Annotated in this window: 8 protein-coding genes and 2 pseudogenes; 2 read left to right on the top strand and 8 right to left on the bottom strand. The window is 60.3% G+C overall.

Annotation, left to right across the window (positions count from 1 at the left end):
- Positions 1-15: 15 nt before the first annotated feature.
- Positions 16-986, bottom strand: a pseudogene (locus KUL25_RS21930) (integrase core domain-containing protein).
- A 290-nt stretch (positions 987-1,276) separates the two neighbouring features.
- On the opposite strand from KUL25_RS21930, the gene KUL25_RS14125 reads away from it, so the two are divergent.
- Entirely contained in the window at positions 1,277-11,455 is a 10,179-nt protein-coding gene (locus tag KUL25_RS14125; protein WP_257893524.1) for a peroxidase family protein, read from the top strand.
- Positions 11,456-11,637: 182 nt separating this feature from the next.
- Complete coding sequence (locus KUL25_RS14120; protein ID WP_257893523.1) at positions 11,638-14,154, top strand: vanadium-dependent haloperoxidase; 2,517 nt, start codon at positions 11,638-11,640, stop codon at positions 14,152-14,154.
- A gap of 51 nt (positions 14,155-14,205) precedes the next feature.
- Here KUL25_RS14120 and KUL25_RS14115 read toward each other — a convergent pair whose 3' ends face one another.
- The 7 genes and pseudogenes from KUL25_RS14115 to KUL25_RS14085 form a co-directional block, all read right to left on the bottom strand.
- Positions 14,206-14,607, bottom strand: a complete 402-nt coding sequence (locus KUL25_RS14115) for a response regulator (protein ID WP_257893522.1) — start codon at positions 14,605-14,607, stop codon at positions 14,206-14,208.
- Positions 14,608-14,777: 170 nt separating this feature from the next.
- Entirely contained in the window at positions 14,778-16,673 is a 1,896-nt protein-coding gene (locus KUL25_RS14110; RefSeq protein WP_257893521.1) for a sensor histidine kinase, read from the bottom strand.
- Positions 16,674-16,920: 247 nt separating this feature from the next.
- Positions 16,921-17,553: a LuxR C-terminal-related transcriptional regulator gene (locus tag KUL25_RS21865; protein WP_257893520.1), complete on the bottom strand. Its 633-nt coding sequence runs from the start codon at positions 17,551-17,553 to the stop codon at positions 16,921-16,923.
- A gap of 250 nt (positions 17,554-17,803) precedes the next feature.
- Positions 17,804-18,738 (bottom strand): annotated as a pseudogene (locus KUL25_RS14100) (IS5 family transposase).
- A 271-nt stretch (positions 18,739-19,009) separates the two neighbouring features.
- Entirely contained in the window at positions 19,010-20,335 is a 1,326-nt protein-coding gene (locus tag KUL25_RS14095) for an HlyD family type I secretion periplasmic adaptor subunit (RefSeq protein WP_257893519.1), read from the bottom strand.
- A 15-nt stretch (positions 20,336-20,350) separates the two neighbouring features.
- Positions 20,351-22,150 (bottom strand): calcium-binding protein, encoded by a 1,800-nt coding sequence (locus KUL25_RS14090; RefSeq protein ID WP_257893518.1) that lies wholly within the window; start codon positions 22,148-22,150, stop codon positions 20,351-20,353.
- The gene (locus KUL25_RS14085) at positions 22,147-23,901 is read right to left on the bottom strand and encodes a type I secretion system permease/ATPase (RefSeq protein WP_257893517.1); all 1,755 of its coding nucleotides are present in this window, start codon (positions 23,899-23,901) and stop codon (positions 22,147-22,149) included. Before KUL25_RS14085 ends, KUL25_RS14090 begins: the two co-directional genes overlap by 4 nt.
- Positions 23,902-24,087: the final 186 nt, after the last annotated feature.

Here is a 24,087-nt window from a genome sequence, read left to right as displayed (position 1 = left end):
CGAGCTTGTGTGGATTTATAGATATTGTTCGCTCTGTTGATGGTGTGCCCCCCCTCCGTGCAGTGCCCCCATCAAGTGTCCCAGTTTGAATGGTACTGGATGGTCGACCGGGACTACATTTCCGGGCGCTGGTAGAGGGTATCCCAATGCGCTGTGCGGCCTGGCCGTATTGTGGTAGCTAGGCCGTTCTTTGTTGAGGATCTGGGGCTCTCGCATGCTGTAGAAGACCTCACCATTTTAAAGTTCGTCCTGGAACCGTGCGTTGAAGCTCTCGCAGTAGCCGTTTCCCAAGGTGAACTTGGTGCGATGAAGGCCGTCTTGGTTCCCACCGCGCAGATCCAGGAGCGCATCTTTCTCGGAATAGATTTCGCGCCATTGTCGAACCTTATGAACTCAGGCGGGCCGCGTAGAATGAACAAGTCAGTCAAAGCGTCGACGACGTCGGTTGAGTTTAGCTTTCGTCTGATACGTATCACCAGCGCCTATTTCGTGAACCCGTCGATCATGTTGAGCGAGCGAAATACCCGCCCCTCTTGCGTTCGGTCCTGGACGAAGTCATAGGACCAGCCGTGGTTTGGGCGTTTCGGCCGCAGGGAACCTTGCCCTGAGTGGACCGGTGCTGCCCGATAGTGCGGCGGCAGGAATGGCGCTCCGATACCGCACTTGGCAGACCACATGATCGATGCAGGCGCGCCGACGCAAGGGGCTCAGAGGTTTCCCGATGCGGCCTCCCTCAGGATCAATTTATCCGGCGTTAGGTCCGAAACCGCGCGGCGCAGACGCGCTTTCTCTTTCTGTAGCCGCTTCAGTTCCTCGAGTTGTTCTGTGCCCTTTCCGCCATACTTCTTCCTCCAACGGTAATAGGTTTGTTCAGTCACACTGATCTGTCAGATCGCGTCAATCCGGGGCGCGCCTTGCCCCATCAGAACTTCAAGCTGCCGTAACTTCACGACAATCTCTTCGGTCTTTGGTCTCTTGATGGCCATCTCTCTTCCGCCGCTTTCCTAACTATTGGGGCGGATCATTTCGAAGGGGAGGCTCACATCTGCACTTCCCGGTTTCCCGAACCGGAGGGTCTGTTGGTGTCCCGGCTTGCGGCCCACCGCTTGATCCTGACGCGCGATCCCCGACCAAAGTCTGAACTTTTCTGGCCCCTTGGTGCTCAAGCTCGTTCGACTGTGAGCGCATCACTGGGGCGGCGGTCGCCCTCATAACGAACGGTGAAAACGTGGGTGAGGCATCGTGATTCACTCAAGCAAGTAAAGGGAACACTCCAATGGTTTACGTAAACACAAACGACTTGAAGCACATTCTCGACCAGATTCGCATCGCGGAGCAGCATGCGGCAGGGACGCCATTGACCGATCTGATTGACAATCCGTTGGCAGCCCTTGGCCTGCGCCTAGTCGACGGCACCTTGAACAACCTGACGCCGGGCCGCGAGACCTCCGGCTCCGCCGATCAAGTCATGCCGCGGCTTCTGGACTCCACGTACCTGACGCAGCCCGACGTGGCGCATTTGGCCGATCCCAACCCGCGTGCGCCGCAAGCTGGTGCGACGTCATACCTTCAGACCTCGGGCTCGGTTTTTGATGCCGAACCGCGTGTCATCTCGAACCTCGTGGCCGATCAGACGCTGTCGAACCCGGCAGCCATTGCATCCGCGCTCAAGCATGCCGGTTTGACCGGTCAGGCCATGCTCGATACCGCGAACCAGATTTCTGCCGCACATCGCGCCGTTCTCGACGCGCAGGCTGCTTCCACCAACGTGGATGCGGCCATTTCGCTGCAGCGAGATGCGCTTACCGCAGCGGTGGACGCCGCCCAAGGTGCTCTGACTGCAGCAGCAGACGATGTCGCGGCAAAGACAACGGCCAAGACGCTGGCCGATCAGGATGTTGTCTTGGCAAACGGCAACCTCGATACCGCTGCCGCAGCGCTGGTCGCAGCCCAGAGCGCCGGCGAAGTCGGCCCGGCGCAAGCCGCGATGCAACTAGCGCAGGCTGCGTTGGCCGGCGCGCAGGAGGTGCTGGACCAGGCGAGTGCGGCTCTTGCCACCGCCGAAACCAACGCGGCGAACGCCTTGTCTGCACGTGACGCGAAGGTTCTGGAAATTCAGCAGCTAGAGTCCGCCAAGACTGATGCCGATGTTGCACTTAGCACTGCTCAGGCAGAACTCTCCAGCCTTCAGACTACACTGGAAGGCACTCCAGTGCCGACTGGCCTGACCGGCGCGCAGCAAGCCGTCAACACCGCTCTCGGCAATGTCGCCGATGCAGAACTGAATCTTGCCGACGTCGACGCCCGCCTCCTGACGGCACAGGGCGAATTGACTAGCTTGAACACCCAGTTGTCGACCGCCGAGGCAGCCGTGGTGACGCGCCAGGGTGAACTGGCCACCGCGCAGCAAGCGGCGCTCGACTCGCAAGCCACCCTCGACGCGGCCACGGTGCTGAACGATACGGAATCGGCAGAGGCTGCTCAGGCGCAAGTCGCGTTCATGAGCGCCTTCTCCGCCTTTCTAGCAAGCCCGGTAACAAATTTTGCGCAAATGAACGCAGCCGCGGTCACTTGGTCAGCAGAACGCGAGGAGGCTGATGGCGCTGCCGCCGCTCTTGCTCAGGCGCTCGAGCTCGACAATGAGGCCGATGACAACGCCGTCCTCGCGCAAACTGCGCTGAACGATGCGACCGCGCTTGTCACCTCCCTGACCGAGCAGCGGGATGAAGCACAGTCGCTGGTCGACACCTTGACGACCGAGCAATCGACCGACTCCGAAACGTTGTTTTCGGCTAAAACTGCCCTCGCCAATGCGAATAGCGCGCTCCTCGTGGCCCAGACGACCAACGCGGCTTATGTAGCGGCCGAGAATGCTGTGCAGGAACAGCAAGGCGTTGTCGCCACTGCCACCACGACGGTAAATACTGCCGCAGCCGCCGTGACGGCCGCGCAGGGCGAGCTGACGGGGCTCAACACCCAGCTGACCGCTGCCAATGACGAAGTTACCCGCCTGAACGGTGTCGTGACGACAGCCGATGGCGACGTAACGACCGCCGAAGGTGATGTGACCATCGCTGAAGAGACGTTGACCGCTGCACAGGCAGCCAGCGTCGAAATCGGCGTTGCTATGGCGCAGGTCGCGACCGCATCCATGGCGCTCGATGCGGCCATGACGACTGCGGCAACCGCTGCGACCGATCTGTCCACGGCAGAGGCCAACAAAGCGACGCTTGATGCGACCCTCGACCAGGCCGAGGCTGCTCTTGCTGCTGTTGACGCACCCGGTGCCGCCGAAGCAGCCTTTGCGGCCGCCGAACTGCTGCTGACGGAGGCGGAAACCTCGCTCGACACGCTGCTGACGACCCACGGCGTAGAGTTGGATGGCAACAATATCGTGATCTCCGACGTTGCTCCCGATGAAGGTCTGTCCGCACCCTACAACGGCTGGATGACTCTGTTCGGCCAGTTCTTCGATCACGGTCTCGACCTGATCGGCAAGGGTGGCAGCGGCACGGTCTACATCCCGCTGATGCCTGATGACCCGCTCTATGTTGAAGGGTCACCCACCAACTTCATGGTGCTGACCCGCGCCACTAACCAGCCCGGCCCGGACGGCATCCTTGGCACCGACGATGACGTGCGTGAGCACATGAACAAGACCACGCCTTGGGTCGACCAGAACCAGACCTACACCTCGCATGCCTCCCACCAGGTGTTCTTGCGCGAATACGAGCTCGATACGGATGGCATGCCGATTGCTAACGGCAGCTTGCTGCATGGCGACAGCGGTGGCATGGCCAACTGGGGCAACGTCAAGGCACAGGCCGCCAATCTACTGGGGATCCAGCTGAATGACAGCGATGTGCTGGACGGCCCGTTGCTGGCAACCGACCCCTACGGCAATTTTATCCCCGGTCCCAACGGGATGCCGCAACTTGTCGTGGCCAACCCGGCCTTTGAAACCGACCCGGCACAGCCCGAGTTCATCCTTGTCGAGGGTGATCTGGAGAACCCCGTCGACGCCAGTCAAGCGGTGCGCAACGGCCATGCCTTCCTGGAAGACATCGCCCATAACGCCGTGCCCAAGGGCATGATCGACCACGACCGCAACCCCGGCACCCCGATGATTGAGGTGGCACCCGATGCGGACACCGACACCGGCAACATGATCATCCCCAACAACTTTGGGATGAACGAAACCTACGACAATGAACTGCTGGATCGGCACTACATCGCGGGTGACGGACGTGGGAACGAAAACTTCGGCCTGACCGCCGTGCACCACATCTTTCACACCGAACACAACCGCCAAGTCACCGAGATGAAGCAAACCATCATCGACAGCGGAGAACTGGCCTTTGTGAACGAATGGCTGCGCGAACCGATCGACGAAGTGGGTCTTGCTGGCATCACCGCTATCGATGATCTGGCATGGAACGGCGAACGCTTGTTCCAGGCAGCGAAATTTTCGACCGAGATGCAGTACCAGCACCTTGCCTTCGAAGAATTTGGTCGGCGCGTTATGCCGCAAATCGCTCCGTTTATGGTGAACACCTCGCTGGAAATCGATGGGGCAATTTTCGCTGAATTCGCCCATGTCGTGTATCGCTTCGGCCACTCGATGCTGACCGAAGATGTCCAGACGATGGATGCGGACGGCAACATGACCGCGACTGGTTTGATCGAAGCCTTCCTCAACCCTGTCGCCTTCGACCAAGATGGCGACTTGACCTCGGATCAGGCCGCTGGCGCGGTTGCACGGGGCATGTCGCGGCAGACTGGTGCGAATATCGACGAGTTCATCACCAGTGCTCTGCGTGACAACCTCGTCGGTCTGCCGCTCGACCTTGCCGCGCTGAACATCGCGCGTGGCCGGGAAACAGGGGTGCCGTCGCTCAACGAAGCCCGCGAGAAGTTCTTTGCCGCAACCGGTTCCGATGCGCTCAAGCCCTACGAAAGCTGGATGGACTATGGCTCGAACTTGAAGAACCCGGCTTCGGTGGTGAACTTCATCGCGGCCTATGGAGCCCATGATACCATCACCAGCGCCACGACTGTCGAGGCCAAGCGCGCCGCAGCAATGGATCTCGTCCTCGGTGGTGAGGGGGCTCCGGCCGACCGGCTGGACTTCGTCAACGGCACCGGTGCTTGGGCGACTGCTGAGACCGGTATCAACGACGTCGAATTCTGGATCGGCGGCCTTGCCGAGGCGATCATGCCCTTCGGCGGCATGCTGGGTTCGTCCTTCGGTTTCGTGTTCCAGCACCAGATGGAAAATCTGCAGAACGCGGACCGTTTCTACTATCTCAGCCGCACGAACGGCATGAACATGATCGGCGAACTGGAGAACAATTCCTTCGCCTCCATGATCATGCGCAACACCGATATCAAGGATGGAGGCGCGCATATCCCGGCGGATATCTTCGCGAACATGGAATACATCCTCGAGGTCGACCAGTCCGTGCAGGCGATCGAGGATCCGGTTTCGACTGATGTCGATCCATTCCTTACTTCCATGGGCACAAGCCTTGTCGAGCGTGCGACCGCAACCGTGGATGCACCGTTGGTGGAAGGACAGCTGGAGTATGACAACAAGCTGCAATTCAACGGCGGAGAACATGCAGTCCTTGGCGGTACCGGTCAGCGCGACATTCTCGTCGGCGGTTTGGGTGACGACGCGCTGTGGGGCGGTGAAGGCAACGACCTTCTAATCGGCAGCTCGGGTGTGAACACCTTCCGCGGTGGAGATGGCGACGACATCCTCAAGGATGGCGATGATGTCAGCTTCCTGCATGGTGAAGACGGTAACGACGTGATCTCTGCCGGTGGTGGCGCAGGCGAGCTTATCTTCGGGGGCCGTGGTGACGATGTCATCATGATGGGTGCCGATGATGCGAAGCATACTTTTGCCGGCATGGGCAACGACTTCGTTCTCGGTGGAGCTGGCTCCGACATCGTCGATGGCGGTGAAGGCGACGACTGGATCGAAGGCGGCGACGGTTACGATTTCCTGTTCGGTGACAACAACGACAACATGGGCGCGTCCCGCGTCCAAGGTCACGATGTCCTGTGGGGCGGTCCGAACGACAACGACCTTCATGGCGAGAGCGGGGACGATATCCTCGTCCAGGGCGAAGGCACGCATGTGAACCTTGCTGAGCTCGGCTTTGACTGGATCGTCCACAAGGACGCCAATTCCGGGGCCGAGGTTGATCTGACCAAGCGCATCGTGCCGGAGCAGGAGGAGTTCTTCAAGGATCGCTACATCGATGCTGAAGCCGTCTCGGGTACGCATCACGATGACCTGATCTGGGGCGACAACCGTATCGGCGATGCAGCACCGATTGCTGATACGCCGCTGGACAACGAGATCACGTTCTTCGCCAACGAGCTGACGCAGGAAGGTGTGGACCGTATCGATGGCCTGCGCGAATTCCTTGGCAACCTGATGGGGGTCAACCCCGAGGACATGTTCACCGGCGGCAACATCTTGCTTGGCGGCGGTGGCAGCGATGTCATCCAGGGCCGCGGCGGCAACGATGTCATCGATGGTGACTTGATGCTTAACGTGCGTATCTCGGTGCGTGATGCCAACAACCCCGATCTGGAAATCCAGTCGATCAACAGCCTCGAGGAAATCCTGCCACAGCTCTTGGATGGAACGATTGCTCCGACCCAACTGCAGATCACGCGCGAAATCTTGCAAGAAGGGCAAGAGGATGATGTCGACGTCGCGGTTTATTACGATGTTCGTGACAACTACAGCATCCGCTCCAACCCCGACGGCAGCGTCTCCGTGACCCATATTACCGTCACGCCTGGGCCGACGCCTCTCGACCCGATCAACGGTCGTCCCAATCCGATCGATGGCGACGGAACCGACCGGTTGACGAATATCGAAATCCTTCGCTTCGCCGATCAGGAAGTCGATCTTCGCACCAACCCTCCGGGTAACGGTATCATCATGGGGACCCCGGCGGATGATGAAATCACAGGTTCACCGGGTGTGGACGTGATCTTCGGCGCTGCCGGCGCGGATCAGATCAATGGCCTTGCTGGCAACGACATCATCTTTGGTGAAGCTGGCAACGACGAAATCATCTGGGACGCTCCCAATGGCGGTTACGATATCGTCAACGGCGGTGGAAACGGTGATAGTGTCGGTGATATCGACATGGTGACCATCAACGCCGATGGTACCGAGACGGCGATCACGATGTACACGGTCGAGGCATGGACTGATGCAGGTGGTGCTGCCCCGCTCGATCAGCTGTCCGAGATCATCATCACGCGGACGGTTGATGGCGTCGAAACAGCGATCATGGAAGTCCGTGGCATCGAGGAAGTGACGCTCAACGGGGTTACAGGAACCGAGACAATCAGCGCGATCGGCGACTTTAGCCAAACGTCACTGGCGCCCGACACGATCTACGTGAACGGCACGGCAGGTGAGGAAATCATCGACTTCGCGGGCTTCCTGTCCAGCCAGCGTCTGGTCGTCGATGCCGGTGCGGGTGATGACATCATCACCGGCGGCGCAGGCGACGACATCCTGATGGCTGGCGATGGCGATGACGAACTGACCTGGAGCGTCGGCGGCGGCAGCGATATCGTCGACGGTGGCGCGGGTGAAGACATCTACACCATCAACGGTGACGGTGCCGACGAGACCTTCCGCGTCTATGCAGCAGATCTTTGGACCGGTGCAGCCGTAGAAACCGGCACCGATATCGTCATCACCCGTGACGTGGGTGCCGGTGAACAGGTGATCGGCCAGTTGCAAAACATCGAGGAGATCCAGATCAACACCGCCGGTGGTGTCAACAACGTCGAGGTCGTCGGTGACTTCAACAACACCGCGTTGAACTTCAACACCATCTCGGTCACGACCGAAGGTGACGTGGACGTCGATGTGTCACAGCGTCTGTCCACGCACCGCGTGTTCGTCGATGCGGGTGGCACGGGCCAGAACATGGCGCGCTCGCTGAACGTGGCGGGTATCGTGACCGAAGGCGACGTCTTCTTGATCCCGGTCGATCCGGCCACGCTGACGCGGACGATGGATGGTCTGACGGTGACCGAGACTTCGGACAACTTCACGATGACCTACACGGTCGATGACGTGGATGAGTTCCCGGTCCTGGTGCATTCGGGCACGCCGATGGCAGCTGCTCTGCGCGGTGTCGCCACGGTCAACGAACAGACCGGCGTGCCGGAGGGCTTCGGGTTCGGTTTGCTGACACGGGGGGCAACCCTTGTGACCGCGGATGATGTTGCGGCCCTGAAATACATGGTCGGTGCCTCCGACGTCGCCCCGATCTTGCCGCCCGAGCCGGGCGAGCCTGCTGAAGATGAGCCTGCGGAACTTTTGCAAGAAGTGCGGGATCTTGAGGGCCTGACGAACAATCTCCAAAACCCGGAGATTTCGGGCGGTGCGACCTTGCCCTTCATGCGTGTCACCGAAGCCCGCTACGGCGGCATCGGCGAAGACGGTGCGGGCATCGTCAACCCGGTCTTTGACGGGCTTGATACCCGGGACATCTCGAACACCTTGGGCGTGCAAGATCCTGATGCGGCCAAAGCGGCCTCGGCCAACATGTTCATGATGTCCTTTGGTCAGTACTTTGACCACGGCCTGACCTTCATTCCGAAAGGAACGGGTCCGAACGGTGATCTGATGCCGATCGAAATCGGTGGGTCCGGCATGGACCGTAGCCCGATGACCGATAACCCGGCCGACCTGACCCGCGGTAGTGTCATCGGCTATGATGAAGATGGCACGCCGCTGCATGAAAACATCACCTCGCCGGTGGTGGATCAGAACCAGGTCTATGGGTCGTCCAGCCTGATCGGTCAGTTGCTGCGCGAAAGCGATGGGCAGGGCGGTGTCGGCTCGAAGATCTTGATGGGGGGCGACGATCCTTCGGCACCGGGCTTCAAGCTCATGTCCACATTGCGTGAAACGCTCGATCACCACATCGAAGCGGGCACCGTGTTCAAGGGCACCGACAAGGGCGATGTCACGCTGCAGGAATACTACAGCGATGCAGACACCGGCCGCGTGCTGAAAGACGAGGATGGCAACTACGATGCCGGGTTCGTCAAGGATATCGCCACGGACTTCATGGGCGAGGGCTGGCCGCTTCTGATCGACACCAACCCGTTCATGAACCTGCTCGACCACATTGTGGGCGGCGATGGGCGCGCGAACGAAAATGTTGGTCTAACCTCGATGCACACGGTTTGGGCACGTAACCACAATTACCATGTGGAAAACATCGATCAGGCTGGATTTGACGGCACCCCCGAACAGCTGTTCCAAGCTGCGCGGATCCTGAACATCGGTGAATATCAGCAGGTCGTGTTCAACGACTTTGCCGATGCCTTGATCGGTGGCTTGCAGGGGTCGGGCCGTCACGGTCACGACAAATACAACCCGAACGCTGATGCCCGCATCAGCCAAGAGTTCGCCGCAGCGGCCTATCGCTTTGGCCACTCGCAGATCGGTGAAACGATGCTGGTTGAGAAAAACGGCGAGATGGTGCATGTGCCGCTGGTCGACCTGTTCCTGAACCCGACGAGTGATCCGGCTGCGTTCTTGGTTGACCATGACCGTGACCCTTCAACTCCGATGTTGTCCGGAGAGGCTGCCTTGGCTGCTCTGACGCAAATGGGCTACGTGCCGCAAGACGGTTACGCAGAATACGGTGTGAACAACATCCTCGGTGGTCTGGTTGCCCAGCCCTCGGAAGAGGTCGATCTGCAAGTGGTGGATGCGGTCCGCGACAATCTTGTCAGGGTCAGTGCCGACCTCTTTGCCTTCAACACCGCCCGTGGCCGCGATCTGGGCCTTGGAACGCTCAACCAGGTCAAGGCTGATCTGGCGGCATCCACGGACCCCTATGTGGTGGAAGCGATCGAACATTCGGACATGAGCATGGACCCCTATGCTTCGTGGGATGACTTCCAGTCGCGGAACAACCTGTCGGACGCAGAGATCACCAAGTTCAAGGATGCCTATCCCGATCTGGTTCTGGAAGGTGACGCGATTGCTGCCTTCCAGCAGGTCAACCCCGACATCACGCTGATCGAGGGTGAAAACGGCGCGATGATCGTACAGGGCATCGACCGTGTGGACTTGTGGGTTGGTGGTTTGGCCGAACCCCACATCGAGGATGGTGTCGTTGGTCATACCTTCTGGGTGCTGATCCACGAACAGCTCGACCGCCTGCAGGAAGGTGACCGGTTCTACTACACCGACCGAATTGGTGATCTGCCCGTCTACAACAATTTCATCTCCAACGTCACGTTCGGCGATGTGGTTGCCCGCAACACCGGGATGACTGATGTGCCACTGGACGTGTTCAGCCATGAACCGGAGGAGGACGACGTTCAGGCACCGCAGGAAACCGAGACACAGGAGACTGTGACACAGGAGACTGTGACGGAGGAAACCGAGACACAGGAGACTGTGACGGAGGAAACCGAGACACAGGAGACTGTGACGGAGGAAACCGAGACACAGGAGACTGTGACGGAGGAAACCGAGACACAGGAGACCGTGACGGAGGAAACCGAGACACAGGAGACCGTGACGGAGGAAGCTGCAGAGCAGGAAGAGGCGCCCGAAGACCAGATGCTGGTTGGCACCGTTGCTGCGGACACTCTGTTGGGTGGCGACGGCAACGACCTAATTCGCGGAGGGGCCGGATCCGACTTCCTGGTCGCTGGTGCCGGTGACGACATGGTCATTGGCGGTGCATGCAACGACGATATCCTCGGCGGCGCAGGCAACGACATGCTCTATGGCGATGCGGGCAATGATCGGATCTTCGGGGACGATGGCGATGACATGATCGTTGGCGGCACCGGGTCTGATATGGTCTACGGCGGTGCGGGCGATGACACGTTCATCGGCATGGATGGTGACGACAACGACATCTTCTATGGCGGGGCCGGGTCCGATACCCTCGACCTTTCGGCAATGACCGAAGCGTTGGATATCCGTCTGGGCAATGCCGGCACGGAGCGTGGCTCGGTCAACATCGCAACCCAGTCCGACACGATCTGGAGCATCGAGAACGTGATCGGTGGGTCCGGGGACGACCGGATCGTCGCAAGTGAGGCGGTCAACGTCCTCGACGGCGGCGATGGCAACGACACCTTCGTGTTCGAGACGGCATCGGGTGCCAATGGCACCACGATCTTGGGGTTCAGCGCGGGCGATGTCCTGTGCTTCCGGGACATCGACGCCGACAGCAGCACCGAGGGACACGATGCGTTCACCCTCGCGGGTCGTGATGCAACCATCGGTGCGGGTGAGTTGACCTACTCGCACGGAGCCGAGGACGGTGATGCCTTCACCACCGTCACCGGCATGACGGACAAAGGTGATTTCCAGCTCAAGTTGAGCGGTCACATCACCCTTGAGGAGGACAACTTCCTGCTCATCTGAGCCGGTCGTTGTTCCCCAGAGGCGGCAGCCGAGATGTTCCCCTCGGCTGTCGCACCTCGCCCCCGAAAGCCGGGGCGACGTGATCCGGCGAAGACCCTTCTTGGCCTGATTGCAACTTTCGGGGGGCCGATGCCGTCTTGCCCCACCAATCCAAAAAAACTATGCCTCGGGAGGCGCCGCCGATGTCACCTCGTTTCTTTCTTGCGCTTGCATCCGATCCAGCCTCTCCGTTGTGGGAACTATTTCATACGGATGCGTCCAAGATTGACCTTGCCACCGTACAGGCGCAACTCGCTCAAGCCCTTGCCGAAGACGACGACAACGATGACCGGATCGACGAGTTCCGGGATTGGCTCGAGGAAAACGGCATCGAATTCGATCGGCCCGCCTTGCCCCCAAAGAAGATCAAGGGCACCGGCCAGGACGACGAATTCGACCTGACATCCTGGTCCACGGCTCGTGTCGACGGGCGCAAGGGCGAAGACCTCGTGCGTTTGGGCGATGCCTTCTGGGAAGCGGACCTGCATGTCGATGGCGAAAAGCTGGTTCTCGTTGACCGCATCACTGGGCAGGAAACAAGCCTCAAGCGGATCGAAAAAATCGATATTGGCGGTCATGTCTTTTCCGTCGACGCGCTCGCCAATTCCATTGCGTCCAAGATTGACCTTGCCACCGTACAGGCGCAACTCGCTGAAGCCCTTGCCGAAGACGACGACATCGATGACCGGATCGACGAGTTCCGGGATGGGCTCGAGGAAAACGACATCGAATTCGATCGGCCCGCCTTGCCCCCAAAGAAGATCAAGGGCACCGGCCAGGACGACGAATTCGACCTGACATCCTGGTCCACGGCTCGTGTCGACGGGCGCAAGGGCGAAGACCTCGTGCGTTTGGGCGATGCCTTCTGGGAAGCGGACCTGCATGTCGATGGCGAAAAGCTGGTTCTCGTTGACCGCATCACTGGGCAGGAAACAAGCCTCAAGCGGATCGAAAAAATCGATATTGGCGGTCATGTCTTTTCCGTCGACGCGCTCGCCAATTCCATCGAGGAGGGTAAAACGCCTTTGGTGTTTTCCGATGGTCTGGCAAGGACAAAGGTGAATACCACCGACCCGACGCCAAGCGTGCTTTGGGACCAGATCGTACAGAACCTCGTGATCGAAACCCAGTTCGGGCCGACCAATGCGGCGCGGGTTTATTCGATCCTGCACACCGCCATCTACGATGCCTTTGCCGCCTATGACGGCCAGTCTCTGCGCGTCTCCCTCGATGTCGGTGGCGACAATATCGAGCTTCACGAAGCCGATCCCCGATCCGTCGAAGAGGCGATGCATCACGCCGGCTACACGGTCTTGTCGACGCTATTCCCTGATCATCGCTCCCTGCTGGACATGGTCATGCACGAACGCCTAGGGCTTGAGCCCGACGAAGATGACAGCGATGCCGCGCTGATCGGGCAGGATGCGGCAAGCGATGCCATGGCGCTTCGTCTGCAGGAGCAGGCGCGCGTGGCCCAGGACCCTGCAGCACGCTACACGCCCCAGAACTCGAACCCGGACGAGGTCACTGTCATCGACGCCTGGACACCGGAATGGCGCGACACGCCCGCAGGCCGCGAGCTGCAGACGTTCCTGAGCCCGGAATTCCCGCTGCTCGAACCCTTCGCGCTTCCCAAAAACCCCAACGGCACGACCGATTTTGCGGCGTTCCGGCCAGCAGCTCCGGAACCCTTTTTCATGGAAGGCTTCGCGGATGCACAGATCGACATTCCGACGCGCACTCTGACCCTTGCATTGCCCGCCATCATTGGCGGTATAGACTATCCGGCAGGTGCCCAGCTTGCGGTGACGCGGGAGCTGGTGGGCGTGGTGATCAATCCGGGCTTCATCGCGCAGGCCGAACAGCTTATCGATATCAGCGCCAACTTGAGCGTCCAGGACCGCGCCATCGCCGAATTCTGGGAGGACGGCTCCGGCACTTCCTATCCGCCGGGCACGATGATGACGCTTGCCCAAATTGTGTCCACGCGAGACGGACACGATGCCGCCACCGATGCGCAGCTGTTTCTCGCCATGGGCAATGCCATGCTCGACGCTGCAATCGCAGCCTGGGATTCCAAGGTCGTTTACGATTATGCCCGCCCCGTGCAGGCGATCCGCGATCTTGGTGATCTGGGCCTGATCGGATCTCCGGGCATTGATGTCCTCACCAACGAGACTGGCTACGTCATCGATGCCTTCGCAGGGTATGACCCCGACACTGGCGCAAGCCTTGGGAGCCAGACGATCCTTGCCCGCAATTTCGTGACCTACCAATCGCCGACTGGGGATTTTTCGCCACCTTTCGCGGAATATGTGTCGGGGCATTCGACTTTTTCGGGTGCTGCTGCGTCTGTGCTCGAGAGCTTTACCGGGGACACGGCATTTGGCGTCGGGACGATACTTCCGGCAAAAGGCAGCGATTTCGACACCACTTTCCCAGAAAACAGCCTGACGCTTTATTGGCCCGATTTCGACAGCGCCGCGCAGGAAGCCGGATTATCACGCCTTTATGGCGGCATCCATTTCGAGGATGGCAATACCGCCGGTCTGGAGTTGGGGACACTCGTAGGCGATCTTGCATACGACAAGGCACATGAATTCGCCAACGACACGGCGTCAGAGCTGGACAGGCCCTTTTCCGATTGGATATTCGGGTAAGATCTGGCGTGCAAACACAATTTCGTAGCGCAGGGCCCGAGCCCTGCGCGCTTAGCTCGGGGAATGGCTGGTCGGGCTGTTGAGCAGGGTCAGAATCTGATCTGCGCCGCCGGAGTCGAAGGGCTTTCCCAACACGCCATTCATGCCCGCTTTCATGCATTTCTCGAAATTGGAGCGGTCTGTGTGGGCGGTGAGCGCGAAAATCGGCTTGTATGAACCGCAATGCTTGCCCTTACGCATATGGAGCGTCGTCTCGAAACCGTCCATTTGCGGCATGCTTAGGTCCATCAGGATCACGTCGAAATCAGTCGCTTCGATGATGTCCAGAGCGTCATGGCCGCTGGCTGCTTCAACTACGGTATGTCCACGCAGTTCCATAAGCACGCGGACGACGAGGCGATTGGTGGCGTCATCGTCAACGACAAGGATCTTTTTTTCGACCTCAACCTGCATGTTCTTGACCTTCCCCTAGGCACGAAAATCGTAGCTCATTCCCGGCTTGCTGTCCACGTTCAATGAACCCCTTTCCACTATCTTTGCGGCAACTTGTAGCAGAAATCCGCGATTTCGAGGCGGAGTTGCCGTGGATGGAGGCTTTCGTGGTTGCTGCACGGCAGCCCCCTTCAGTGTCGGGTAATGATCTGAATGGGAACATGCAGGCTGAAGGTGGCTCCCTTGCCGGGCTCGCTTTCGCAATGGAGATAGCCAGACAGCCGATCCACGATGGATTTGGAAATCGCGAGGCCGAGGCCCAAACCATTGTGGGCGCGGGAGTAGGAACCCTCGACCTGGAAGAAGGGTTCGAAAATCTGTTTCATCGCATCGGGGTCGAGCCCGATGCCCGTATCGGTCACCCGGACATACAGCCAGTCGCCAATCGCATCCGGATCGGGATCGGGATGCAGGCCCACATCGAGGGTGACACCGCCCGATGCGGTGTATTTGATCGCGTTGTCCAGCAGGTTTGCGACCACCTGGAACAGCCTGTAGCGGTCGGTCACGATGACCTCGTCGATCTCGGGACGCGGAGTGAAGTCGAAAGCGAGGCCCGCCGTCTCGGCCTGCTGACCGTAGATCGTGGCGAGCTGCGCGAGTTCCTGACCAAGGTCGAAACTATCGACGTTGATGGCCAAGGTGTCGGTCTGTTCCTCTGCATAATGGGTCATCTCGTCGACGACGCTTCTGAGCTGCGTCGCGGAACGGGCGGCCACCTCGAGGTAGCTGGTCAGTTCGGGCTCGTCGGTCCGTTCCCTGCAGGCCGAGAGCATCCCCACCACACCGGAAAGCGGATTGCGCAATTCATGGCTAGCGATGATGAGGAAATCGCTCTTGCGTTTGTTCTCGACCTCTTCGATCTCGAGCGCGGCCTGAAGACGTTCGCTGGAGCCGCGAATCCTTCCGACCATGGTCTTAAGCGCCTGGTTAAGGCGCGACATTTCGAGCGAGGAGTTTTCCCGCTCGGGCAGGTCGACGAGGAAATTGCCAGCTGCAATCTCGAGGCCCGCCGTGGTGAAGCGGTCGATAGGGCGGACTAGCGCGCGTGTCATGACCCAGCCGAACAGCGCCAGAGCAAGCGACACGGCGATGATGAAAATATTGGTGCTGCGCAAGCTGGCTTCGACGGAGGCGGACAATTCGTCAATCGGCTGTGGCACCATCACCGCCCAGCCGGTTTCGGGGACATAGGTGTAACCTGCGATCATGTCGGCATTCATTGGTGGGGAATAGAATTGCCCCACCCCTGTTTCTCGGGCCAGCATGCGGGCGACGACCGGAATGCCCGCGGCATTCATCATGTTTTCTTCGACGGCAGGGACCGGGTGCGCGACTGTCACGCCCGCCGCATCGAAGATCGCGGCATGGCCCAGTTCACCAAACTGGACGCGTTGCTGCACGTCCGTGATATAGTTGACGTTCAGATAGCCGATCGCGATCTGGCCCCCTGCGAGGTTGTAGCCGAGGATGAAATACCTGTCGTCCCCGATGCGCTGCAGGTTAGAGAACTGGACGCCATGCAGCTGCGTGTTGCTGCCAATGCGCAGGTCTTCGATCACCTCGTCGGGGGGCAGGGCCAGCGGTTCGCTCGTCGTGCTGAAGCTGGCTTCGACGGTGTTGTCGGAGGACAGAATCGCGAACCCGTCGATATCCATCGCCACGGGCAGGCCGCTATCTTCGGCGATGGCCACTCCTGCGCTTTCGGCTTCGCTGACATTCCTTGCCCAATGCGCGAAGACGAGGCTAACATCGCGCGAATAGCGCGACAGCGACAAGGCCAGATGCGTGGCTGTGACAAGGTGCTTGTCATCGGCGAGCCGCACCTCGTTCTGGAACAGCATCCGGTAGTTCCAATATTGTAGCCCTGCCCCGAAAGCCAGGATCGCAGCCAGCAGCATGATGAACACCCGTGTCCGCAACGACCACAGGAAAATCCAGATTTTGCCCGGAATGGTGTTGGGACTTAAGCGCATTCCATCCGGGGCCGCGGTGTTTTTCAGTTCGGGATCGGACATCGAGACCATGCGGGATCATCCAGTAGGCTAAAGTTTCGGAAGTTTGCGGATACGGGGCCGTGCCCCGCCGCTCAAAGCCACCGCGTAGTGCGGCGCAGGGTGGCGGGTAGGCGAGAGTGACGGTTCGATCGCGGTTCGCTGCGAACTTTGAAATGTCCGTTGGTCGGCAAGCAAAATTGCCCCGCTCGCGGACGAATGCGCCTTACAGTAGCGATGCTGTATTCTGGTGCGGAAAGCGTCGTGGTGCGATCTGCGGTTAGAGCGAAAGGCGCTGGGCATGCAACACAATTTCGAGCCGGTTCGCGACACAGAATTTTTCCTTCAGCACCCCTACGTAGTGCTTCACAGTTTTCTCGCTGATAGAAAGGCTCTCTCCGATCTGACGGTTCGTCTTACCCTGCATCAGGTGACTGATCACCTGGCTTTCACGCACGGTCAGGCGTAGGCGTTCCGCCTCGTAACGCTGTGCCTCTTTGGCGCGCAACTCGCGGAATATGTCCATCGCAATATCGGGCTGGATGTAATTGTCGCCGTTTAGGATGCGCGACATCGCGATTCGTAATTCCGTGGGCTGACAGGAGTGGGTAATGATCCCCGCTGCGCCCGCGTCGAGCGCTTCGACGGCATAATCGGTCGTACTGACGGTGCACAGGACCACGATGCGCGCGTCATTCATCGCGCGCCGGAGCCGGCGAATGGTTTCGGTAGGATTGGAGAGACCGGAAAGATCGAGCAAAACGATATCTATTCCATCTGCCTCGGAATCGAGTGCGCGGCCTTCCGGAACTTCGGCATCGCCCGAAATATGAACATCATCCTGCGTATCGAGAAAGCACCGGATGCCTTTTCTGACGAAGACCTGGTTCGAATAAATCAGAACCTTTGACACCTTTCTGTCCCCCTTGCTGGCCCATCGCGCAGCTTTCGAGCGCAGTTCATATGCCGCATCTTAGACTCTAATCTTGGTTTGCTAGAGCCAATCGAACCTGGGCAGCAATGCCTGGTTCCGAATCTGCGCCTTCTTAACTTCGTGATTAAGAACACGATTCGAGCTCAGCCCCAAATGAATACATTAAGTAGTTCTGTATCTTTAGAGCGCTGCAAAATTAAAGAGTGCCCCGACATCCAAATGAGGCAGGTCATATATAGGTTTTGTTGCACATATCGGATGCAGGACGTTCTTTTCCTTGCCCCAGACGGATTTGGCCCAGGGGCTCAGCGGCGGGTATGCCAATAGCAGTGTAGCGGTTGAGGACTGCGATACGGACATGGATCTCTGCGACCCGCCTATCGGAGGCTCTCGCCATCAACGATTGGCCGAGTAGTATAATACAGTGCATTTGGGTTTCGACGCAACTTCGGCGGTGATATCCGCTCCAGCGTCGCCAAAGGGGCCGGCCTAATATCGTTGTGCATTGACCGTATCGTTATGCGCAATTGCTTCGTAACTCGTCGGCTTCCAGAGCGTGGCATTTTTGCGCGGCGGGATCACCGCATGGGCATCTTGCGCCGCAATCGCCTCATGGCATTCCCGAGTATCATATGCCCCGTCTACGGTGACACTGGCGGTGTCCTTATCGGATGGGACGTGGTTCAGAAGTTTTGGTAGCATGGGTGCGTCACCGATATTGCTGCCAGTGACTTCTACGGCCCGAATGTCCAGCGTTTCTTCGTCGATTCCTATGTGTATCTTACGCCAGGTGCGGCGCTTGGAGCCTCCGTGCTTGAGTGCATTCCACTCTCCTTTACCTTCAGCTTTGATCCACGTTCTATCGACGAGGAGTTTCAGTGAGGCCTTGGAATCACGATACGGCAGGCTCACGTTCAGTGTCTTCTGGCGGCGACATAAAGTGCTGAAGACTTGCGCAACCCGATCCGGTCCGACCAGCCGCAGCTGGCTCTGGGCGAATCCAGTTGTCTAGCGAAGCGGCATGCCAAACGGGATCTTCAACGTCAGACAGGATTGAATGGCGGCATCATTGAATTGCTGTGGCCGACCCCGCTTGCCGCTTGGTGGTGGCGTCCAAATCATCTTGGAGACAGACCAGATCGATAACAAACCGCGCCGTTTCAAACTTTCATTGGACGACCAGTTCTTTGTCTAGTGTTTCGTGGGTGCCCAGCTGCTCATGCCCTTGAGCTACAGCGCTAGATTCACACAGTGAATCCAATCAGCTGATTTGTGCAACAAAGCCGTGCCGCGTTTTTCGGAGATTTCTGTGGGTTGTGGCCCTGTTGCCGCTGCCTGGTCGGGAAGGGCCGGGCGAAGGGGGGGCTCGGGGGGATGAAAGTGCCGCCGGTTCAGGCCGGCGGCACCCATGATCGTGGCTGGCAGGGCGCGAGTGTCAGCGTTCGCGGAAAGCGCGCGCGATCTGGTCGCGGAAGGGCTTTACCAGATAGGACAGCGCGGTGCGTTCGCTGGTGGTCACGTAGATTTCCACGGGCATGCCGGGCCGCAATTCGCGCCCGCCGAGCAGCGCTAGTTCCTCGGGTTCGACCTCGATGCGGATGTCGTAGAAATCGCCGCCCGTCGCCTCGTCCCGCGTTGCGGCGGCGGCCACGTATTCCACGATACCCGCGATCTCGGGTGTTGCGCTCTGTTCGAAGGCCGAGAAGCGCAACCGGGCCGGACGTTCGACTTCTACCTGTTCGATCTGCACGACAGGGACCTGGCCGGTGAAGACGAGATTTGCGTCTTCGGGCACGATGGTGGCGAGGATTTCCGCGGGCGAGATGACCCCACCGACCGAGTTGATGTTGAGATCGTTGAGCCGGCCCGCGATCGGAGCACGAATGTCGGTGCGCGCAAGCGTCGTCTCGACGACCATGCGCCGTTCGTTCAGTTCGGTCAGCTGGGTTTCGATCTCGCGCAGTTCCTGCTGCGCATCGGTGCGTGCCTGGTCGTCCATCGCGAGGATGTCGAGGTCCAGTTCGCTGATCCGGCTGCGCGCGCGGGCGAGCATGGAGAGGATATCGCCCCGTTCGCCTTGCAGCCGCACGTTTTCGCGGTTGATCGAGAAGACGGCGTTGCGCGCGGTCAGTTGCAGGCCGGCCAATTCCTCGACGCGGGAATTCTCGGTCGAGACGAGTTCGATTTCCTCGCCGTTGGCGGCAAGGCGCGCTTCGAGCCCTTCGATTTCGGCGCGGACCTGCTGGATGCCAAGTTCCAACTGTTCGCGGCGGCTGCGATATGAGGCGATGCCGCCTTCGAAGATTCGCAATTCGCCGGCGTAGATCGACATGATCGTCGCGCGGGGGGTCACCAGTTCGTCGAGCCCTTCGGGTAGATCGAAGCTGTCGCGCAATTCGCGCTGCGCTTCGAGCCGCATCCGACGGATCGAGAATTCGGCGATGCGGCCATGAAGGATGGCACGCTCGGTCCAGGCGGCAGTGTTGTCGAGGCGGATAAGAACGTCGCCTGCTTCGACGGCGTCGCCGGCACTGACGAGAATTTCTTGAACGATGCCACCATCGGCATGCTGCACAACCCGAAGGTTGCGGTCGACGGCGACTTCGCCGGTCAGAACCACGGCCCCGGCGAGGTCGGCACGCGCCGCCCAGCCGAAGATGCCGGTGACAAGCAGGCCCGTCAGAAACAGCCCGCCGATGACGCGGCCGCGGATGGAATAGATTGGCTGGTCCGCGGGGGTGGTGGTGGTTTTGAGTTTCATGTCGTCATTCCTTGTTCAGGCTTGTTCTGCGAACGGGAGCGCATCCTGGGACGGCTCGTTCTGGATGGTGACGGTGAGATCGACCCGCCCGTCGCCGTCGAAATCGAAGTCGATCACGCGCGCGACCATGTCTTCCTCGGTCGCGGTTCTGAACGAGAGGCGGCTCGGCACGGCATCGGCGCCGTCACCGCTTGTCTCGCGGATGCGCGCCTCGAGGTCGGAGACCTCGTCTGGCGCGCTGGGCCAAAGCGCATCATCGGAGAGATCGTCGAAGGCGAGGGAGAATTCCCCGGTGGCACGGACCGTGTCGCCGCGACCGAAATCGGTGATCTGGAAGAACATCGGCGCATCGTCCGGCTTGGCGGAAGCGGCAAGACCGGAGAAGTCGAATTCGTCCTCCGCCGAACCGGATACAAAGATCTCGATCCCCGAAAGCTTGTCTGTGGGGCCGTCATCTAGCGTGACTTCGCTGCGGGCGATGTCTGTTCTGCTGCTGACGAGGGCGGCGGATAGGTCGAGACGGTCTGCGCCGGTTTCGCCGTCGATGAAGTCGACCTCGCTGTCGAGGGTGAGATGGATCGTGTCGTCCCCGACCCCGCCCAGGAGCACGTCGCGCCCCTGACCATCGTAGAGGACGTCGTCGCCCGCGCCGCCGAGGATGCGGTCATCGCCCTCGCCGCCGTGGATATGGTCCGATCCTTCGCCGCCGATGAGCAGGTCATCGCCTGCGTCGCCGTCCATCAAATCGTCGCCTATTTCCCCTATGAGCAGATCGTCGCCCGCGCCGCCGCTCAGATCGTCATTGCCGGCGCCACCCATGATGGCATCGTCGCCGCCCATGCCTTCGATCCGGTCGTCACCGTCATGGCCCAGCATCTCCTCGGCCGCATCGGTGCCGAAAAGGAAATCGGCGAGAAGGCTTCCTTCTACCAGTTCGAGCGCGATGGTCGGGGAATTGTCGTCGCCGCACCCATCCACGGGGTAGGTGTCGCAATCGTCCTGGGCCTGCGTGCTGTCTTCGAAGCTGTCGCAGTCGTCCGCCTGAGCGGCGTCGGCGCAGCTGTCGGAACCGCAATCGTCATCGTCCGCGCCGACCTGCCCGTTGTTAACACCCTGACCCGGCTGACAGTCGTCATCGCCGTTGCAAACGTCGTCATCGAGAGGCGGCTCGGTGCCGGGTTGCGGAATGGATGGCGCTGGCTCGGGCACGGGCGGCGTCACGAGGTTGGGATCGGTGGGGAATTGCTCGTCTCCGTCATCCGTCCCGGACGTGCCGCCGGGTGCGGCGACGCCGTGCGCTTGGGATTTGGCGTGTTCGAAAGGATGAGACGAGGAGTGCGCCTTTGCCCCGCCGTCGAGCGAAAAGGACAGCGGCGTCACTTTGGTAGGCGCCATCCGCGACAGCGTGGGCAAATTCACCTCGGGCCCGTCCTGAAGGAACAAGTGGCCGTTATTGACGCTTGCCGTCTCTTGACCTTCGAGGGCGGCCAGGGCTTTGGGATCTTTGAGCTCGGTCTGTTTTTTCTTGGGCAAGGCAAGGGCCATTTCCGCCCGCCAGGCTCCGACATCGGGGATTTCGCAAATCTCGAGCTCGTCCGCGTTGATCTTTCCATCGAGGCCGTCGAGCGTCTGAGCCTGCGCCGTCTCGGGTGACCAGAAGGACCGCATGTAGACGAGGAAGGCCGTGAGGCTTCCCATGCTCGCGAGGATTTTGCGGTTCGAGGTCGAGGGTGCGTTTTCTTTGAGCTCGGCCATCTCGTCGAGACGTGCCTTGCCCTCTGACGCTTGTGCGTTCTTTGCGTGAACGTTGATCATGATACAGCCTTTGCTTCGGCACGGGCCGCAGCGGGTGCCGGGCGGGCCGAGGTGACCGGGGTGGATTTGACCTTCATGATTTCGGATTTCGGCCCGATCCGGACCAGCGCGCCGTCCTGGATGATGCCGACGAGGTCGACGTTTTCGAGGGCGCTGGGCCGGTGGGCCACGACTATGACGATACCGCCACGGGCCCGGACGGAGGCGATCGCTTCGCTGACGGCGCGTTCGCCATCGGCGTCGAGGTTCGAGTTGGGCTCGTCGAGGAGGACCACGAAAGGGTCGCCGTAGAGGGCACAGGCAAGCGCGATACGCTGGCGCTGGCCGCCCGACAGGTTCGTGCCGTTCGCGCCGAGCTGGGTTTCGTAGCCGTCGGGCATCGCCACGATCATGTCATGCACACCCGCCGCCTTGGCTGCCGCGATGACCTTTTCGGGCTCGGGATCGGCAAGGCGCGCGATGTTGCGGGCGACTGTGGTGTCGAACAGAGTGTAATCCTGCGGCAAGTAGCCGAAGCTGCGAGAAATCGCCTGCTCGGACCATTGGCCGAGATCGGCCTGATCCAGACGCACATGGCCGCGCAGCACCGGCCAGACCCCGGCCATCGCCCGCAGCAGCGAGGATTTTCCGCCGCCGCTGGGGCCGATCAGGCCGAGCGCCTGGCCTGCTTCGATACGCAGCGAGACATCGGCGAGGATCACCTTGCCCGTCGCGGGCGCGACCACGGTGATCGCATCTGCCGTAAAGCTTTCCGTCGCGTCGGGCAATTCCATGCTTTCGGGCGACGAGGACAGGGCGGCGACGGTTTCACGCACCTTGGTGAAGGCGTTCTTGGCCATGATGATATTTTTCCAGTTCCCGATGATCGCATCGATCGGCGCAAGCGCGCGGGCCGAGACGACGGAGGCCGCGATAATCGAACCGGCCGTCATGTCGCCCATGATCGTCAGGTAGGCGCCGAGGCCCAGAACCGCCGATTGCAGCATCATGCGCAGCACCTTGGAGATCGCGCCGATGGTGCGGGTGATGTCGCTGGAGCCGGCCTGGAGACGGAGGTGAGCTTCGTTAGCATCGCGGAACAGGCGGATGGCATGGCCCGAGAAGCCCATGGCGCGGATCACGTCGGCGTTGCGGGCATTGGCCTCGGCGACGGAACTGCGGTAGGCGGCGGCGCGGCTGGTATCGCGGTTGGCCTTGCGCGTGAGCACCTCGGTCATGATGGTCATAAGAGTGAGGATCACCGCGCCGCCGACCGTCAGGGCACCCAGATAGGGGTGCAGGAAGAAGACGAACGCCACGAAGATCGGCATCCAAGGGAAATCCAGCATCGCCACTAGGGCGGGGCTGCCGAAGAAGTTGCGCAAGGTGTCGACCATGCGGCCGCGTTCCAGCGCTTCGCCGATGGAGAAGCCGTAGCGCGGCATCTCGATGGTCATCTGGTGAACGTCGGGCGCGACCTGGTTGTCGAAGCGCGCCCCGATCCGGTGCAGGATTTGGGAGCGGATCACGTCGAGCCCTCCCTGGAAGGCGAAAAGCCCCAGCGCAAAGAGCGAGATCAGCGCCAGCGTCGGCACGCTGCCGCTGAGCAGCACGCGGTCGTAGACCTGCATCATGTAAAAGGCACCGGTCAGCGCCAGGATGTTGATGATGCCCGAGATGCCGAACAGGTAGAGCATTACGGAGCGCAACCCCTTGGTGAGCCCCGCGACGCGGGCGTCCTTTTCGCGTTTCTTGCTGGCCTTGTCCGACATGATGCAGTTCCCTCAGCTTGTTCCCGCCCGGCATGAGCGCCGGGTGCCTGATTGTGATAGTGGTGCCAGATCGCGGTCGGATTGCCCTCGACGCTTGGTCGACTTGCGGACGGGACCTTGGTCTGAGAGAGGTCGAGACTGAATGCCTAGAGTCAGGACACACAACCAGAGCATGACGGTGGCGTC

The sequence above is a fragment of the Gymnodinialimonas phycosphaerae genome, assembly GCF_019195455.1.
GTDB lineage: Bacteria > Pseudomonadota > Alphaproteobacteria > Rhodobacterales > Rhodobacteraceae > Gymnodinialimonas > Gymnodinialimonas phycosphaerae.
Note: the sequence above shows the minus strand (reverse complement) of the source record. Positions and strands in the feature narration are given on the sequence as shown.